The sequence below is a fragment of the Roseivirga misakiensis genome (assembly GCF_001747105.1).
GTDB lineage: Bacteria > Bacteroidota > Bacteroidia > Cytophagales > Cyclobacteriaceae > Roseivirga > Roseivirga misakiensis.
In genome coordinates this window covers 880,731-897,094 of record NZ_MDGQ01000005.1, presented here as the reverse complement: position 1 = coordinate 897,094, position 16,364 = coordinate 880,731, and the positions used below count along the sequence as shown (strand labels likewise).

Annotated in this window: 13 protein-coding genes; 8 read left to right on the top strand and 5 right to left on the bottom strand. The window is 39.0% G+C overall.

All coding sequences use genetic code 11. From position 1 onward, the window contains the following. Window positions 1-316: 316 nt before the first annotated feature. Together BFP71_RS11645 and BFP71_RS11640 are read right to left on the bottom strand one after the other, a co-directional pair. Window positions 317-718, bottom strand: a complete 402-nt coding sequence (locus BFP71_RS11645; RefSeq protein ID WP_141719748.1) for a hypothetical protein — start codon at window positions 716-718, stop codon at window positions 317-319. A gap of 266 nt (window positions 719-984) precedes the next feature. Then, the gene (locus BFP71_RS11640) at window positions 985-1,575 is read right to left on the bottom strand and encodes a collagen binding domain-containing protein (protein ID WP_141719747.1); all 591 of its coding nucleotides are present in this window, start codon (window positions 1,573-1,575) and stop codon (window positions 985-987) included. A 373-nt stretch (window positions 1,576-1,948) separates the two neighbouring features. On the opposite strand from BFP71_RS11640, the gene BFP71_RS11635 reads away from it, so the two are divergent. The 8 genes from BFP71_RS11635 (at window position 1,949) to BFP71_RS11600 (ending at window position 13,168) form a co-directional block, all read left to right on the top strand. Next, window positions 1,949-2,356, top strand: a complete 408-nt coding sequence (locus tag BFP71_RS11635; RefSeq protein WP_069835635.1) for a 6-pyruvoyl trahydropterin synthase family protein — start codon at window positions 1,949-1,951, stop codon at window positions 2,354-2,356. Further along, on the top strand, window positions 2,337-3,014 hold the full coding sequence (folE, locus tag BFP71_RS11630; protein ID WP_069835634.1) for a GTP cyclohydrolase I FolE: 678 nt from the start codon (window positions 2,337-2,339) through the stop codon (window positions 3,012-3,014). The genes BFP71_RS11635 and folE overlap by 20 nt, the downstream gene beginning before the upstream one ends. Next, complete coding sequence (locus BFP71_RS11625; protein ID WP_069835633.1) at window positions 3,014-3,712, top strand: SDR family NAD(P)-dependent oxidoreductase; 699 nt, start codon at window positions 3,014-3,016, stop codon at window positions 3,710-3,712. The genes folE and BFP71_RS11625 overlap by 1 nt, the downstream gene beginning before the upstream one ends. A 159-nt stretch (window positions 3,713-3,871) precedes the next feature. Continuing rightward, complete coding sequence (locus BFP71_RS11620) at window positions 3,872-6,121, top strand: sodium-translocating pyrophosphatase (protein ID WP_069835632.1); 2,250 nt, start codon at window positions 3,872-3,874, stop codon at window positions 6,119-6,121. A 327-nt stretch (window positions 6,122-6,448) separates the two neighbouring features. Beyond that, complete coding sequence (locus tag BFP71_RS11615; protein WP_069835631.1) at window positions 6,449-6,973, top strand: RNA polymerase sigma-70 factor; 525 nt, start codon at window positions 6,449-6,451, stop codon at window positions 6,971-6,973. Between the two features lie 62 nt (window positions 6,974-7,035). Beyond that, window positions 7,036-8,070, top strand: a complete 1,035-nt coding sequence (locus BFP71_RS11610; protein ID WP_069835630.1) for a FecR family protein — start codon at window positions 7,036-7,038, stop codon at window positions 8,068-8,070. 112 nt (window positions 8,071-8,182) lie between these two features. Further along, a complete protein-coding gene (locus tag BFP71_RS11605) occupies window positions 8,183-11,593 on the top strand; it encodes a SusC/RagA family TonB-linked outer membrane protein (RefSeq protein ID WP_088125007.1) in 3,411 nt (1,136 codons plus the stop codon). 33 nt (window positions 11,594-11,626) lie between these two features. Beyond that, complete coding sequence (locus BFP71_RS11600) at window positions 11,627-13,168, top strand: RagB/SusD family nutrient uptake outer membrane protein (RefSeq protein WP_176723357.1); 1,542 nt, start codon at window positions 11,627-11,629, stop codon at window positions 13,166-13,168. Window positions 13,169-13,695: 527 nt separating this feature from the next. Here the strand turns inward: BFP71_RS11600 and BFP71_RS11595 are convergent. The 3 genes from BFP71_RS11595 to BFP71_RS11585 form a co-directional block, all read right to left on the bottom strand. Beyond that, a complete protein-coding gene (locus BFP71_RS11595; protein WP_141719746.1) occupies window positions 13,696-14,298 on the bottom strand; it encodes a hypothetical protein in 603 nt (200 codons plus the stop codon). A 25-nt stretch (window positions 14,299-14,323) separates the two neighbouring features. Further along, on the bottom strand, window positions 14,324-14,914 hold the full coding sequence (locus tag BFP71_RS11590; protein ID WP_069835626.1) for a DUF4251 domain-containing protein: 591 nt from the start codon (window positions 14,912-14,914) through the stop codon (window positions 14,324-14,326). 115 nt (window positions 14,915-15,029) lie between these two features. After that, window positions 15,030-16,364, bottom strand: a complete 1,335-nt coding sequence (locus BFP71_RS11585; protein ID WP_069835625.1) for an ABC transporter permease — start codon at window positions 16,362-16,364, stop codon at window positions 15,030-15,032.

Genomic DNA, 16,364 nt, shown 5'->3' with positions numbered 1-16,364 from the left:
CATGCTGTGAAAAAATCCCGACTTTTATAAATCTAAAATCTAGTCGTTTACATCTAAAGTGAATTCATTGACACTCAAAACGCCATAAATCCAGTCTTAGACGGACTTTGTGCATTTGCACACTTAAAATTTCTACTCTATACTTGTCCTATCCTAAACATCTGAGATTAATTAATACACTCAGTAAAATTCGAGAGGGCTTTCATAAAATGAAAGCCCTCTTTTAATTGTGCAGGAGTAATTCCTCCATCTCTAGATTTAGATGCATAAAAAAAGGACTCCTAATCGGAGTCCTTTTTTTGATTATTATCTGACCTTAAATATCGAGTCTGTAGTACTTCGTGTTTTCATACTCGGTAAGAAAATCACTAGCATTTAAGAGTTTACGTAAATGCTTGTTCTTAGACTCTTGAAGCTTTTGGATTGGAGCTTCTAATAAAAGCTCATCCTCACTATCATATACTTTAATTATTTGAAGTGGCTTAACCTCTTCGAAAATCCCCTCTTCTTCGTCAAAAACTAAAACTGCTTCGTAATCGTCAATTTTAAGTTCTTTCTTAATGATGAGTATTAATTCGTTAGCCTCTTCTCTTGTTAACCTTGCCTCATCTTTAATTGGATTTGCAAGTACCAAAGTGCTAAGTCCTACCAAAACACCGAGGGCTAAAATTACCCTGCGCTTTAGTGTATCTAAGTTGTTTAATATTGTCGAGTTCATGACCTTGTTGTTTATTTTGAGTTTGTAAAAGTTGCTGACCAAAGCAACTGACCTGTCTTCTTTTCTCCAACACACGTGCCAAAAATCATAACACATTGATTTACTGATACTTATGCTAATTCTGTTTCTCTTTGTCGGAATTACATGTACACTTTTGAACAGTAATGCTACGTTTTTGAAACACTGTAACTATTAACGTCTATAATCGTCCACAAAAAAACCCCGACTTGTTAGTCGGGGCCATACCTCCATTTAAAATTGCACTTTTAATCTAGAGTGATTGTATGATAAAAGCTTCTGCCGTCTGCAGTAAACTGTACTTTATACTTTCCTGATGACAATTTTGAGATATCGTATCTTTTCATTGCACCATTAGATTCTACATTGTCTCTGAAAGCAAGAGCGCCTTGCTCATCGTAAACTGAAACCTTCATTCCATCATGATCATTACCGAAGTAGATTTTCATGCCTTCACCATTATGCTTGATAATTGGCTTCTCGATTAACTGCTTACTAGATGATTCAATTCTAGCTGACTGCTCAGTTACTTCAATTGACATAACCTCTAAAGTTTCGTCGTTTTCGATCTCTAATTGTAATTGACCTTTTTCTAATTTTGAAAGGTTGAATACCTTACCGTAGGCTTCTGCGTCCGCTTGGTCTTGGAATAACACTTTGCCATTTGCATCCAAAAGTGAAATTTGAGTTCCAGCTTTAACGTTGTCCATTTTCAATACAACTGCTTTTTGATTTTCAGTAGTAAGAGAGATTTCTCTTTCGGATTCGTTAGCTGATGCTAAAAATCCGCTGGCCATAAATATTGCTGCTGCTGCTAAAGTTTTGATTTGATTTTTCATGATTCTGTTTTTTGAGTTTTTGTTGTTTTTGATCTTCATAAGTCTCCGCTTTATCTTTTTTGCGAATTCTTACTCAAATGAACGGGGGTTTTCGAGTGGGTTTGTCATGGAAGGGTAAACGAATGTCACAAGATGTCATAGACACATCTTAAGTTGTAAAAGGAGCCTCAAATCTTAGAAATAAGACAAAATAGATGCCATTTTTTTCCTGATCGCTCCTCAGGAAGATCTCATTTATAAACTCAGCCTATCATTTTAGTAGACTTTTATCGAGGAAATCGATTTTTCTTGAACAAATCTCTTTTCACTCATGTTGTACATGCATTAAACAGAAAGTAGTAAGCAGACTTCTTACTCATTGAAAAAATCAGGAATGAAAGTAGCAGTTTATCGAAAGGAGCATTTTAATGCTGCCCATAGATTACATAATCCGAATTGGTCCGACGAAAAGAACGAAGAAATTTTTGGAAAGTGTAATAACAAATATTATCACGGCCATAATTATGAGCTCATAGTGAAGGTAAGTGGTGAATCAGATCCGGATACAGGCTATGTATATGATATGAAGTTGCTAAGCGATCTGATTAAAGAGCATGTAGCCGACAAATTCGATCATAAAAACTTAAATCTAGATGTGGAAGAGTTCAAATCTCTTAACCCAACAGCAGAAAATATAGTTGTAGTGATCTATGACATTTTAAGAAACAAAATCGAGGAACATCTTGATTTAAAAGTAACACTATACGAGACCGAAAGAAATTATGTTGAATACCCAGCCTAATACATTGACAATAGACGAGATTGGTGATGAGCATATTGGCACATCATACGATACACCTTTAAAGGAGGATGCCTTTAATATAGATGATGACCTTAAGATGTCTCTTATTGAAGATAAGTTCAGGGACATTATGGATATTATGGGACTTGACCTTACAGATGACAGCCTTAAGGGGACTCCAAAAAGGGTAGCCAAAATGTATATCAAAGAAGTTTTCAGCGGACTAAATCCTGAAAACAAACCAAAAATAGCCCTCTTTGAAAACAAGTATCAGTACAATGAAATGCTGGTAGAAAAGGATATCACCTTTTATTCAAATTGTGAGCATCACTTCGTACCGATCATTGGCAAGGCACATGTGGCTTATATCTCAAGTGGTAAAGTGATAGGTCTTTCTAAGATCAATCGAATAGTAAATTATTATGCAAAAAGACCTCAAGTCCAAGAAAGACTAACGGTGCAGATTGCTAATGAATTAAAAGAGATTCTAGAAACCGAAGATGTGGCAGTAGTAATTGATGCAGAACACTTGTGTGTTTCATCTAGAGGAGTTGAGGATGTGAACAGTAGTACTGTGACAGCCCAGTTTTCTGGAAAATTTAAAGAAGAAGGCACTAAGAGCGAGTTCTTCTCATATGTCAACAACAAAATCAAATAATGGAGGGTAAAACTATACTCATCGTTGGAGCCAGTTCAGGAATTGGTAAAAGTATCACGGAGATGATTTTAGCCAAGGGCGCTAAAGTCATCTCAGCTTCTAGGCAAAACCCAAACATTTCTAGTGTAGAACATTATACGATAGATGTTACCTCAGATGAAATAGATTTCAGCTTTTTACCAGAGGTATTGGATGGCGTTGTTTATGCGCCAGGTTCAATCAATCTAAAGCCATTTCACAGACTAAAGACAGATGAGTTCCAACAAGATATTCAAATCAATGTCTTAGGAGCTATCAGAGTACTTCAAGCCTCATTCAAGGCCTTAAAAAAGTCAGACAACCCTTCTGTCGTTTTATTTAGTACAGTAGCTGCAAAGTTGGGTATGAATTTCCATTCATCGATAGCAACAGCTAAAGGAGCTGTAGAAGGTTTGGCGAAATCACTAGCCGCTGAATGGAGTATGCACAGAATCAGGGTCAATGTACTTTCTCCATCGCTTACTGAAACACCTTTGGCAGAAAGGCTTTTGGCAAATGATGATAAAAAAGAAGCTTCTAATAAAAGACACCCGATTGGTAGATTTGGTCGGCCAGAAGATTTAGCGCACATGGCCACCTTACTTTTATCTGACGAAGGATCTTGGATTACAGGACAAGTAATCGGTATAGACGGAGGCGTTGGCGCCTTGAAACCTTAAGAAATTTAGGTCAGCAGACTTCAAGCTGATCTGACTTGGACTTATTCGCTAAAAAACTAGCTTTTCTGGCAATTCTGATTGCCAGATTATTGGCTCATGCTTTTCATTTTCTAACGCTTCTTTTATCTTTGCGGGTCTTTAAAAAAAACGACCTTAAATATGTCATATCTACTTTATGCAGTACCCGCTCTGGGTTTAATTGGTTTGTTAGTCATGATCGTGAAAGCACGATGGGTAAACAGTCAAGATGCAGGATCAGAAAAAATGCAAAGTCTTGCGAATTACATTAGAGAAGGAGCACTTGCCTTTCTTAGCGCTGAGTACAGAGTACTTGCCATTTTTGTTGTAATCGCAGGAATTTTATTAGGAATAGTATCTACGCTCGTAGAAACTACTCACATCTTTATAGTAGTAGCATTCGTTATTGGAGCGTTCTTCTCAGCCCTCGCTGGTAACATCGGTATGAGAATAGCCACTGCCGCGAACGTAAGAACAACACAAGCTGCTCGAACAAGTCTTTCTCATGCGTTAAAAGTATCTTTCACTGGTGGTACTGTAATGGGCCTTGGTGTAGCAGGATTAGCCGTTTTTGGATTAAGTATCCTCTTCATTTTCCTATTCCAATTCTTTATGAGTGGAAGCATGGACAACGGCGGTGTAGATCAAATGATTGTCGTTTTAGAAGCACTAGCTGGATTCTCATTAGGTGCTGAATCTATTGCACTTTTTGCCAGAGTTGGTGGCGGTATTTATACTAAAGCTGCTGACGTTGGAGCTGACCTTGTCGGTAAAGTTGAGGCAGGTATTCCTGAGGATGATCCCAGAAACCCAGCGACAATTGCAGATAATGTAGGAGACAATGTGGGTGATGTTGCTGGAATGGGTGCCGATTTATTCGGTTCTTATGTGGCAACCGTTTTAGCCTCTATGGTACTAGGAAACTATGTGATCAGAGATATGGGTGGTGTTGTTGCCGATGATTTCGGTGGTATTGGCCCTATCCTTCTTCCGTTAGTCATTGCGGGTGTTGGTATTGTATTCTCGATTTTGGGAGCTATGATCATTAAGATCTCAAATAATGATGCGAAAGAGGCAGAAGTTCAATCTGCATTAAACAAAGGAAACTGGGGATCAATCGTTTTAACAGGAATTGCATGTTGGTTCCTTATCGATTTACTTTTACCAGGCACAATGCAAATGAGGCTCTTTGGTGAAGGTATTGTTGAAATAACTTCATTAAGAGTATTTGGAGCTGTATTAGTAGGTCTATTTGTAGGAGGTGCTATTTCTTACTTCACGGAATACTACACAGCGATCGGTAAAAAACCTGTAATGAGCATCATCCAAAATTCATCAACTGGAGCAGCTACTAACATTATCGCTGGTTTAGCGACTGGTATGAAATCAACTTTTGCACCAATTATCCTTTTTGCTGGAGCGATTTGGGGTGCTTATGAACTAGCTGGTTTTTACGGTGTAGGTATTGCTGCATCTGCCATGATGGCAACTACCGCTATGCAATTGGCCATTGATGCCTTCGGTCCTATCGCGGACAACGCAGGTGGTATTGCAGAAATGAGTGAATTACCGGAAGAAGTAAGAGAAAGAACAGATATTCTTGATTCTGTAGGGAATACAACTGCTGCGATCGGTAAGGGTTTTGCCATTGCTTCTGCAGCACTTACTGCTTTGGCATTATTTGCAGCTTACGTAACATTTACTGGTATTGATGGAATTAACATCTTCAAAGCAGATGTATTAGCTGCACTTTTCATTGGAGGTATGATTCCTGTAATATTCTCGGCACTTGCTATGGAATCTGTAGGTAAAGCCGCCATGGAAATGGTAAAAGAAGTTAGACGTCAGTTCAAAGAAATTCCAGGTATCATGGAAGGAACTGCGACTCCAGAATATGGCAAATGTGTTGATATCTCAACCAAGGCTGCTATCAAAGAAATGATGTTGCCAGGTGCCATCACAATCATCTTCCCAATCCTAATTGGATTCCTTATGGGTGCTGAGCCGCTAGGTGCTTACATGGCAGGTGTAGCAGTTTCAGGAGTACTTTGGGCAATCTTCCAGAACAACGCTGGTGGTGCTTGGGACAACGCGAAGAAATCTTTCGAAGCTGGTGTAGAAATAGATGGCGAAATGACATTTAAAGGGTCTGAAGCTCACAAAGCAGCCGTAACGGGTGATACTGTTGGAGATCCATTCAAAGACACTTCTGGGCCATCAATGAACATCTTGATTAAACTTACTTGTCTAATTGGACTAGTGATCGCACCAATCCTCGGTAATATTGAGGGTACAGCATCTCACGGTGAAGACCTGAAAGTGGACTTAGACAGCGACAAAAAAGAAATTAAATTAGACGAAGTAGAAGAAGCCATTTCTGTCATAGAATAGCTTATTCTCAAACAATTAATGGATCATGGCTCCATTCGATTTATTCGAGTGGAGCCATGTTTTTTTAAGCCTACTAAGGGCAGAACTGCATCAAAATTGTGTTAATAGGGAAGAAATTCAGTCAATTTGAGTAAAAATTCATGTTTTACTCAACTTGGATGGACTTGTTGCGTTACGATCTCATTAAGGTCATAATTTTTTTATCAAACTCAATCGACAACAACTATGCACAGATTAACAACAGGTCGTACCACAGACAATTCCAATTATCATTCAATTCTGAATTTCACATTAATTAATTCTTTCACTTAAAGCTTCGGAGGTATTATGAGGCTGTTGGAAAGAGTGAAAAATGGAGATGAAAAGGCTCTAGAAAAGTTTGTACACTTAAACCTAGGAAAGGTCTATAACTTTTCATTTTCTTTATTGAAATCGAGAGAAGAGGCTGAAGAAGTCAGTCAAGATGTATTCGTAAAATTTTGGAGTAACAGAGAAAAATTAGATTTAAACCTATCGGTGGATAATCTACTTTTCAGGATTGCCAAGAATCTAACTTTGAACAAGATTAGAGATAACTTGAAACATAAAAATGGATTAGAGCTATCTGACGATCTATTGATTCGAAACTCCACGATGGAAGAGGTGCTCTTTAAAGAAATGGAGAGCACGTTGCTCAAAGCAATTGAAGGTTTACCACCAAGGCGAAAGCTAATTTTTAAAATGAGTAGACTGGAAGGGCTATCCAATAAAGAGATAAGTGAGCAACTGAACATCTCTGTTAATACAGTCGAAGGACAGATCAGAAAGGCGATAAAAACAATCCATGCTTATTCCGATTCTATCTCGATTTAGAAAAAAGTTTCGAATGGAGTAACGGCTACTTCATTTTATGGTGTATTAATAAATAGACACTAGTGAATTTGGAAGACAAAAACGTTTTGTATCATTTTTTAAAAGATGACTGCTCGGAGGAGGAGCGTAACCAGCTGCATACATGGTTAGTCAACGATCTTGATGAAAATGATACAAACGAACTTCTAAAATCAATTTGGGATAAAACACCCGATGAATCTAAAGAAACCCTCGACAAGGAAAGTATTTTAAAAGGTGTAAAAGCAGCAATACAAGCCGAAGAGGTAAAGGCTGAGTCTAAGAAAATATCCGTTCCACCGAGACGAAAAGCCAACCCCTCCGTATTAGTTGTGTTTTCAATACTATTATTGACTCTGGCAGGTGGATTCTTTTTCACAGATAGAGCTCCTGTTGCAGTAAAAACACCAGTTGCACGGCAAATCACTAAGACTACATCAAAAGGGCAAAGAAGTTCAATTCTCTTACGTGACGGATCCAAGGTTACCCTAAATTCAGAAAGCACTATCACTTACGATGACAGTTTTGGTCTTAATAACAGAAGGATACAACTAGACGGTGAAGCTTTTTTTGAAGTCACCAAAAACAAAAACCTACCATTTACAGTCACTTCAACACATTTGGTCACTCGGGCCTTAGGTACCTCATTCAATGTTCGCGACTATGAAGACGAGGAAAATGCTTCGATTGCGCTAGCCACTGGTGAGGTAAAAGTGAACCGTACAGATGTTTCTTTAAAAGATGCAAAAGTTATACTATCACCGAACGAACAAATAACCGTTGACAAAACGTCTAAAGAATGGCTAAAGACAATTTTTAACCCTGATTATGTTTTGTCATGGAAAGAAAACAACCTCTACTTCAATGACATGTACCTGTCCGACATCATAAAAACACTCGAAAGATGGTATAATGTAAACATTACAGTTGTTGGTAAGGGTGTTGAAAAATTGAAGTATGAAGGAACAGGCAAGTTCGAAAGACAAAGCCTAGAAAATATTTTAGGATCTCTCGGCTACACTATGGGATTTGAAAGTAGTGTAAACGAAAAACAAATTATTATTCACTTGACTAATTAAACTGGCGCGTATGAAAAGAAACTAATCAAGAAAAAATGCCAAGGCAAGCTATTGCAGTAGACCTGCCTTGGACTTACTATCTATATGTTTAACTAAAAACACAAGCAAATATATGAAAAATATATACAGTGCTTCGTTGCAGCGGAGCGTGAAGTATATTCTGTATGGAATGCTACTTCAGATGATATTAATATCATCGATTTTTGCTAACACTACTAGTGCTCAAAGCATTAGAGAATATAAAGTTAGCTTAGAACTACGAGAGGCTTCAATTGCCCAAACGCTTACTAATCTTGAAAGCCTCACTCCTTTCAAATTCTTCTACAAGAAGAAAGACATCAAAAAGGGAGTCAGAATTTCTTTACCAAAGGGAGAATACACCGTAGCGGATATCCTTGAGTCGATTTCTCAAAAGGCAGCGTTGAATTTCAAGCAAATCGATAAAAGCATCTCTGTTGCTCAGATTTCTAAAAATTCTACCTCCCCTACCGATCGCGTAACAGTTGTCGAACAAGTAGTACAAACTATTACGGGGCGAGTTGTCAGTTCAGAAGATAATGAGCCACTAGTAGGTGTAAATGTTTTCCTGAAGGGTACAACTAACGGTACACAAACTGACTTAGATGGTAAGTATAGTTTAAATGTACCGGACGAAGGTGGTACACTAGTATTTAGGTATATCGGTTTCGAAACCAGAGAAGAGGTAATTGGAACGAGAGCAGTAATTAATGTAGTTATTAACCCCGACACTAAGAATCTCGGCGAGGTTATCGTAACAGGTGTGGCTGCGGCAACGCCAAGGGAAAAGCTGTCATTTTCAGTAGCAAGCTTAAGCGCCGAAACACTGACAAAAGCACCTGCCACTAATGCAGGTAATGCACTTGTTGGTAAAGTAGCGGGATTAAGAATTGCTCCAAGTGATGTTCCTGGCCAAGGCCCTCAAATACTTTTAAGAGGTGCTACAAACTTGAGAACAGGAAATGGTCCACTAATTCTTTTAGATGGGGCAATTTTAGAAGGCAGTCTTTCTGATGTGAACGTTCAAGATATTGAACGCTATGAAATCCTGAAAGGGGCCTCAGCTGCTACACTCTATGGTTCTCGAGCGGCAAATGGTGTAATTGCTATTTATACGAGATCAGGTAGTAACCTTGATGTTGGGCAAACAAGAGTTTTCTTCAGAAGTGAAGTAAGGTCTGAAAACACCTACAAAGGACGTCACCCAGAAAAGGCTAGATTCCATAACAAGCAAGTAGACGCTAATGGTGACATCATTACAGATGCAGATGGGCTAGCACTAGATAGAAACCCATCGATCAATGAAGTTCCTTTCTCTAGATATAGAGATCACCTGGAAGACTTTTTCAATGGAAGTACTTCACTTACTAATTACGTGAGACTAAGCAATAGAACCGCTAATGGAAGTGTAAGTGTTTCTTTCGAACAACAAAATGCTTCGGGTGGTATTGATCTTCACGAAGGTAACAGGAGATATAACTTCTCTCTGGCAATGGATCAAAACTTCTCAGATAGATTTGAACTTAAAATAAGATCAAAATACATCTGGGATAGAGATGATACGAGACCTCGAAACATTGGTAGTCTTATTTTTGCTTCGCCAGATGCAGATTGGTTCGCTCCAAATGAAGAAGATGGTAGTCCATTTAATTATGATGCTAACTCATTCATTTTAGACTCATTCTTTAATCCATTTTATGTATTAAGCAATAATGAGTCTGAAAGAGTTAGAAAGCGATTTATTAGTAGTGCACAAGCCGATTTACAAATCACAGATGACCTGAAATTCACTGGGGTTTTCGGTTTTGATACTCGACAAGATAACAGCACCAACTTCCAAAACCCTGGTTATCTAGCCGTAGTGGGTGACCCTGGCCAAGGTGATATTGACAGAGGTTTTGCGCAAACTTTTGCTATCAATGCAAGTGGTGCATTGACTTACGTTAAGAAATTAGGTGATGTCAGCCTAAGATCGACGCTTAAGTATCAATATGAAGACAGACAAGACGAAGGATTTTCAGTAGATGCTGATTTCCTAGGACTTAGCAACTTTAACAACCTTAATGCAACACTTGCCGATACAAGTGGATTAGGCTATCAGTTCTTCTCTGTTACCGATACTAGAAATATTCAGATCAGGTCTGACAGTTATACATTCGCTGTAGGCGGTGACTATAAAGACAAGTATATCTTGGACGCGGTTGTGAGATATGACGGTTCATCTTTATTCGGTGAAGACGAAAGATGGCAGTGGTTCTCAAGAGTCTCTGGTGCTTATAGAATTACCGAAGATTTTGATATTCCTTACTTCCAGGAGTTGAAACTTTCGGCATCACTAGGTACTGCGGGTGGTAGACCTCTCTTCAATGATAGATTCGAAATTGCGAACGTGAATAACGGTTTAATCTCGTTCCCTCAGCAGCTCGCAAACCCGAATCTGAAGCCGAACATCACAACAGAGACCGAATTCACGCTTTCGGGTAAGTTCTTAGATAAGTTCGATTTCCTTGCCTCCTATTCTGCACAAGAAAACAGAGATCAAGTACTTACTGTACCGATTTCTGTAGCGGCTACAGGTGGTAGATCTACACAAGTTCAAAATGCTGCTACACTATCGACCAACACTTTTGAATTTACATTAGGCTATACTGCTATCAATAAGCAAGATATGGGACTAAACTTCGATTTAGTAGCAGATCGTACGAAGCAAACTATTACAGAATTTAACGCACCACAAGTATTAGCTGCAGGTGCTGGTATCTGGAGAGAAGGTAGCGAGCTTACGCAAATGTATGGTAGAAAGTATGCTAAGTCCCTTTCCGATCTTACTGTTGACGAAAACGGAATCGTATTAAATGGCCAGTTTGCTGGTTTAGGTAATACTTCTACCCTCGACGATTATGAGATCAACGACTTAGGATTCGTGATTCCTGCGGGAACTCAGTATACCAATGATGAAAGAGTTGTGCCTTTAGTAAACGCTGATGGTGAAGAAGAGCAAGAGCTAGTGATTGGTAATGCACGCCCTGATTTGAATCTTGGTTTAAGAAGTTCATTCCGCTACAAAAACATGAACATTTATATGTTATGGGAAGCGCAGATCGGTGGTGATGTTTATAACTCTGGTTTACAAGCACTTGATAGAGATGGTTTAGGTCCAGATTACGATCAGGCTGACAGACCTGAAGGTCAAAGACACTGGACTGCGTTCAGACAGTCTATCTACAATGGTAGAAGGTTAAATGCTGAATATGTTGAAGATGCTTCACACATTAGATTACGTGAGATATCTGTGAACTACGAACTTGGCGGACCACAGCTAGAAAAGCTTGGAATGACAAACGTGTTCAATAAAATCCAGTTCAGCTTCATTGCCAACAACCTATTCTTAGCAGCAAAGTATCGCGGATTTGATCCAACGGATGGCGGAATCAACGCAAGGTTTGATGGTTATGGATTCCCATTAATCAGAACCTTCTCAGGATCTGTAGCGCTTACTTTCTAATTGAAAATGTTTCAAACATTAAACAAGACATTTATGAATTTCAGAAAAAACATAAAATCTTTATTAGCTGCCGTCGCCCTAGTAGGTTTTGTCAGCTGTGAAGATCTTGAGGTAGATAACCTCAATGCCCTTGATATCAATGGCGTTTTAGCCAACCCCGGTGAGTTCCCTGCATTAGTGCAGGGAGCTTACGGGCAATGGTGGAACCAAACACAGATATCATACCCGAACATGTATTTGAGTGTTGCAGCTCAAGTATTCTCATCATCATGGACAAATTATGCCATGTTTGATGGTGGCAGGATACCACCAAGACCTTTTGTAAACTCTAACACTGCTTCTACCCGATTGGTAAATAGAAACCCTTGGAGGGGAATTTACAATTCAATAGGACCTGTAAATGATGTACTAAAGGTTATGAACTCTAACTTCGAAGGTAGAGCAATTGACCCTGTTACAGGAGAAGACAATACCGCCGTTGTACTTGCCAATGCTCGTATGATGCAAGGTCTAGCACTAGGATGGGTATCATTAATCTTTGATAGAGGCTTTATCGTCAGTGAAGAGCTCACCGATGACGAATTGGGATCTTTAGAGTTTCAAAACTATCGAGAATGTGCTGATGCAGCGAAGGCAAGGTTCCTTGAGGCAGCCGACCTCTTTGACTCAAACCCAAACATTAACTTCAATGGATTTAATGGCGTGACACTACCAGCTGCTGAGGCAGCACGTTTTGCACGTTCTTATGCCGCGAAAATTGAGGCTTTTTCTGCTAGAAACGCTGAACAGACTGTGAATGAAACAGACTGGAGCGAAGTACTTCAATTGACGACTAATGGCATTACTGCTGATATAGCTCCTATTGGAGATGGCGGTAACCAATGGTGGACACGTGCTCTAAGAAATGGCCAGTTTTCTGGTTGGGTACGCGCTTCTCAACGCCTGATCAATATGATGGAAGGTGGTAGTGGTGGTAGAGACATTCAAAATGCTGCCGATACAGACCCGAATCACCCGACTGCACCATACCCTTGGCAAGACAACGTATTGTCTTACCCTGAGATTACTGCACCTCGAGACCAAAGGCTACTTACTGATTTTACCTATAACAGTAGTGTACCATTTAGGTCAGATCGTGGTTTTTACATATTTGGCAATTATAGTTATAGCCGATACATCTACTTCGTAAATGACAACTTGGTAGGTCCAATGCCTCACTTTACACTCACCGAAAACAATTTATTGAGAGCAGAAGCTCTCATTAGAACAGGTGGTAATAAAGCCGAAGCAGCTCAATTGATTAACGATTCAAGAGTTGGAAGAGGCGGTTTACCTGCCCTTTTAGGAACAGAATCTGACGAGGAGTTACTAAGACAAGTGACTTATGAGCGATTAGTAGAGCTTAGCTGGCATTCTGCCACAAACGGGTATTTAGCACGTAGGATTACGACTTACAAAGACTACAAACTAACACCTGGTACGCCATTGAGTATTCCTGTCCCAGCTTCTGAATTAGAAGCGCTAGGGCAAGAAATATATACTTTCGGGGGACTTGGAAACCCTGATGGTTCTTGATTTAATAAGGATCAATATGGAGGGTTAATAGCCCTCCATATTCAAAATTATTGATGACTAAGGAAGGTAACTAAGTGTACATTTTAATCATTAAGAACTAATAACTGAGATAATAATAAAGGGAAACAAATTACCCTTCATTGATAAAAGATCAGCGCCTTAAACTAGCAACTAGGTTCCTAATAATTAAAGAAAAAAGTACCCGAATAATCCAAGGTTCAAGAATAAACCAAAACCTTGGATTAGGGGTACGAAAGAGACATACTTTGCTTTCGTTTAGTCAGTATGTAATTTGTTTAGAGAGCTGGTTCTATACGAGAACCAGTTTTTTTTCGCCTTTCGACAATAACAAATATAGGGTTTAATTTAAGACCTGTAGTAATAACAACTGATCAGCCAAGAAAACCTGACTGGTCAATCCATTTTCCACCGCAGAGCCCATGTTGACCGTTGACTTTGTGCAATCAGAAAAGGCCTCAAATGAGGCCTTTTTTTATGAATCTAATTTTATGAAAGATGAGGATTTATCAGTTACCACCTAAAGATCGTGCCCGCTGAATTCGAGTCCCCCTATTAGATGAGAGAATTCCCGTTTCCCAGATATTGGCATCAGCAACGCTTGAGAAATATCCTCTAATTCCTGCGGCTTCTACCCTTTTACCAAAAACATAAACAGTAGCTGTCTGCTGGGAAAAGGTAAGGCGTTCAATAAAGTTGATAAATACCTGTAATGGCTTTTCCGGGCCATTATCGATAATCTCATAATTGAAGATATCTCCAACAACCTTTCTTGCTCCGCGGCGATAATCGAGTGAAGTACCCGTCTGTCCATTTGACCAAGTCTGGATTGTTACAGTATCTCCATGAATTTTAAAGAACGAAGCGGTTCCAGAAACCCCAGACCTTCCATCGTCCTTAATGACAAAATCTTTATTTATTAATAGCTCTTTCGCCTTACGTCTGATTTCGCTTAGTCTATTTAGCTTTTCTATCTCTTTTGCTTTTTTACGCTTGGCTCTTAATTCTTTTTTTGTAAGTGGCTTAGCCTCACTTTCAACCTGAGCCTGAAGCCCTATTGAAATCATGAAACAAAGACTAAAAACGACAATTTGTGTGTGCTTTACTTTCATATGCTTTTGGTTGAATGTTAAATATTTAGTTACGACTTACATTATTTAAACTGGATTCCCAGAGTTTAGTTTCAGATGCTTTAGCGTACTTTCCGTCGAAAGTAACATTCCGCTCTCCATTAAAGAATCTGGCTTGAGCTTTGTCACCCCAAATAAAGATGCTTACACTCATAATATTTGCATTTAGTGGGCTAGTAAAATTGAGAATCGCATTATAGCCTTTCCTTCCTCCCTTATCACTTACTCTAAAATTCTGGATACGTCCTTTAAAAGTCACACCTCCGAGGCCATTGGCTCCTCCCGATCGTCCTGGTTCACCGTATTGAACTGTAACTGTCCCTTTATCTATACGAACAAAATTCATTGTTTCACGAACAGGAACTGTAGCTCCATTTACCCCATTTATTGTTTTGGCCATTAATACAAAGTCTCGAGACTCAATCAACTTCACACCAACGGCCTGTTTTTCTTCTCTTAACTTAGCTTTCTCCTCTTTCTTCTCCTTACGAAGTTCTTTCTTAGTCTTTTCCTTTTCTTCAAAATAGGTCGCCTCTTGAGCTAAAGAAAAATTTAAAACCAACGCCAGTCCAAATATTGCTAATACAGTCTTTCTCATATCATTCGGGGTTAATGAATACTCAGTAAACAAGAAGCCAATCACATCTAGACCAACCCGAGAGTTTCATTATTAAAACAACACAAGATAATAAAAGCCTGATAATCAACTAAATTTACTCATATCTCAATGAAGTTATCGGGTCCTGACTGGCTGCTCTTTTAGCAGGTGTAATACCAAAAATTATGCCAACAGTAACCGCTACTCCAAAGGATAAAACGATAGAGAAACCACTTACAATCGTAGGAATATTTGCTAATTCTGAAATACCAAAGGCTATTGCTAATCCCAGAATAACTCCTACCGTTCCACCAGAAAAGCTGATCATAATAGCCTCTAATAAAAACTGATATACGATATCCAGCTTCTTAGCCCCCAACGAAAGTCTAAGACCAATTTCCTTAATACGCTCCAAAACAGAAGCTAACATAATGTTCATAATACCAATACCACCCACGAGTAGAGAGATTCCCGCAATACCCCCAAGCACGTAATTAAAGATGTTTTTTGTACGTTGTTGTTGCTTCAAGAGCAATTCTGGAATCGTGATCTCGTAATCAACAACTTCACTATGTTTTCGACTGAGCATCTTCGAGATAATTTGAGCTACAGCACTAATTTGCTCAGTATTAGCCACCTTAATCACAAGCCTATCAAGCTGATGATAATTTACAGCTCCTTGATTCCTATTCCGGTTTCTTCTCGCTTCTTGAATAAGCGAATTGGTAACCATCAGTCTATTTTCATACCGTATAAGTGCTGTGCTTAATGGCGTGTAGACATCCATATTATAGTCCCGAATCCCCAAATTAGAAATACTCTGGTCTGAAATAATGCGCTCCTCTAGTACGCCAATAACTTTCAACCAATGTCGGCCAACCTTAATATACTTACCAATTGGTTCTTCCCTACTGAAGAATTTAGCCTTTAAGGCCTTACCAATAATACAAACAGGAACTCCTTTCTTGAGATGTTCAGAATTAAAGAAATCACCTTCGTCAAGTTTAAAACCAGAGATGTCAAAATAAGTATTTTCCACACCTACTAACTTAGCTGTTCTTCTAAAGCCATTTCTGCTCAATTCGGTATCTAGAACTATTTCTGGACTGATAGCATCTATACCTGGCACTATTCGCTTTATACTTTCAACATCCATGAAATTAAGCCCCAGCGACAGGTTCTTTTTCGATTCTTTTGTACCAACTGTACCTTCTTCGGCTTCCAATTCGCCTTCGCTTTGCTCAACAATCGGGTTAATTACAATATTATTTACCCCGACCAACTCAATCTGTTCTAGAATCTCTTTTTGAGCACCTGCACCGATGGCTAACATGGCGATTACCGCAGCTACACCAAAAATTATCCCTAAAGCTGTGAGTAGTGAACGTACTTTATTGGCCAAAACTGCCTCCGCAGCAATAGCTGCATTCAATAATATATTACGGATCAT

What these genes read in the sequence shown, in the direction of transcription:
- BFP71_RS11645 (WP_141719748.1), bottom strand. Translation starts at nt 718, where the DNA reads ATGAACTCGACAATATTAAACAACTTAGATACACTAAAGCGCAGGGTA.
- BFP71_RS11640 (WP_141719747.1), bottom strand. Translation starts at nt 1,575, where the DNA reads ATGAAAAATCAAATCAAAACTTTAGCAGCAGCAGCAATATTTATGGCC.
- BFP71_RS11635 (WP_069835635.1), top strand. Translation starts at nt 1,949, where the DNA reads ATGAAAGTAGCAGTTTATCGAAAGGAGCATTTTAATGCTGCCCATAGA.
- folE (WP_069835634.1), top strand. Translation starts at nt 2,337, where the DNA reads ATGTTGAATACCCAGCCTAATACATTGACAATAGACGAGATTGGTGAT.
- BFP71_RS11625 (WP_069835633.1), top strand. Translation starts at nt 3,014, where the DNA reads ATGGAGGGTAAAACTATACTCATCGTTGGAGCCAGTTCAGGAATTGGT.
- BFP71_RS11620 (WP_069835632.1), top strand. Translation starts at nt 3,872, where the DNA reads ATGTCATATCTACTTTATGCAGTACCCGCTCTGGGTTTAATTGGTTTG.
- BFP71_RS11615 (WP_069835631.1), top strand. Translation starts at nt 6,449, where the DNA reads ATGAGGCTGTTGGAAAGAGTGAAAAATGGAGATGAAAAGGCTCTAGAA.
- BFP71_RS11605 (WP_088125007.1), top strand. Translation starts at nt 8,183, where the DNA reads ATGAAAAATATATACAGTGCTTCGTTGCAGCGGAGCGTGAAGTATATT.
- BFP71_RS11600 (WP_176723357.1), top strand. Translation starts at nt 11,627, where the DNA reads ATGAATTTCAGAAAAAACATAAAATCTTTATTAGCTGCCGTCGCCCTA.
- BFP71_RS11595 (WP_141719746.1), bottom strand. Translation starts at nt 14,298, where the DNA reads ATGAAAGTAAAGCACACACAAATTGTCGTTTTTAGTCTTTGTTTCATG.
- BFP71_RS11590 (WP_069835626.1), bottom strand. Translation starts at nt 14,914, where the DNA reads ATGAGAAAGACTGTATTAGCAATATTTGGACTGGCGTTGGTTTTAAAT.
- BFP71_RS11585 (WP_069835625.1), bottom strand. Translation starts at nt 16,364, where the DNA reads ATGATCCGTAATATATTATTGAATGCAGCTATTGCTGCGGAGGCAGTT.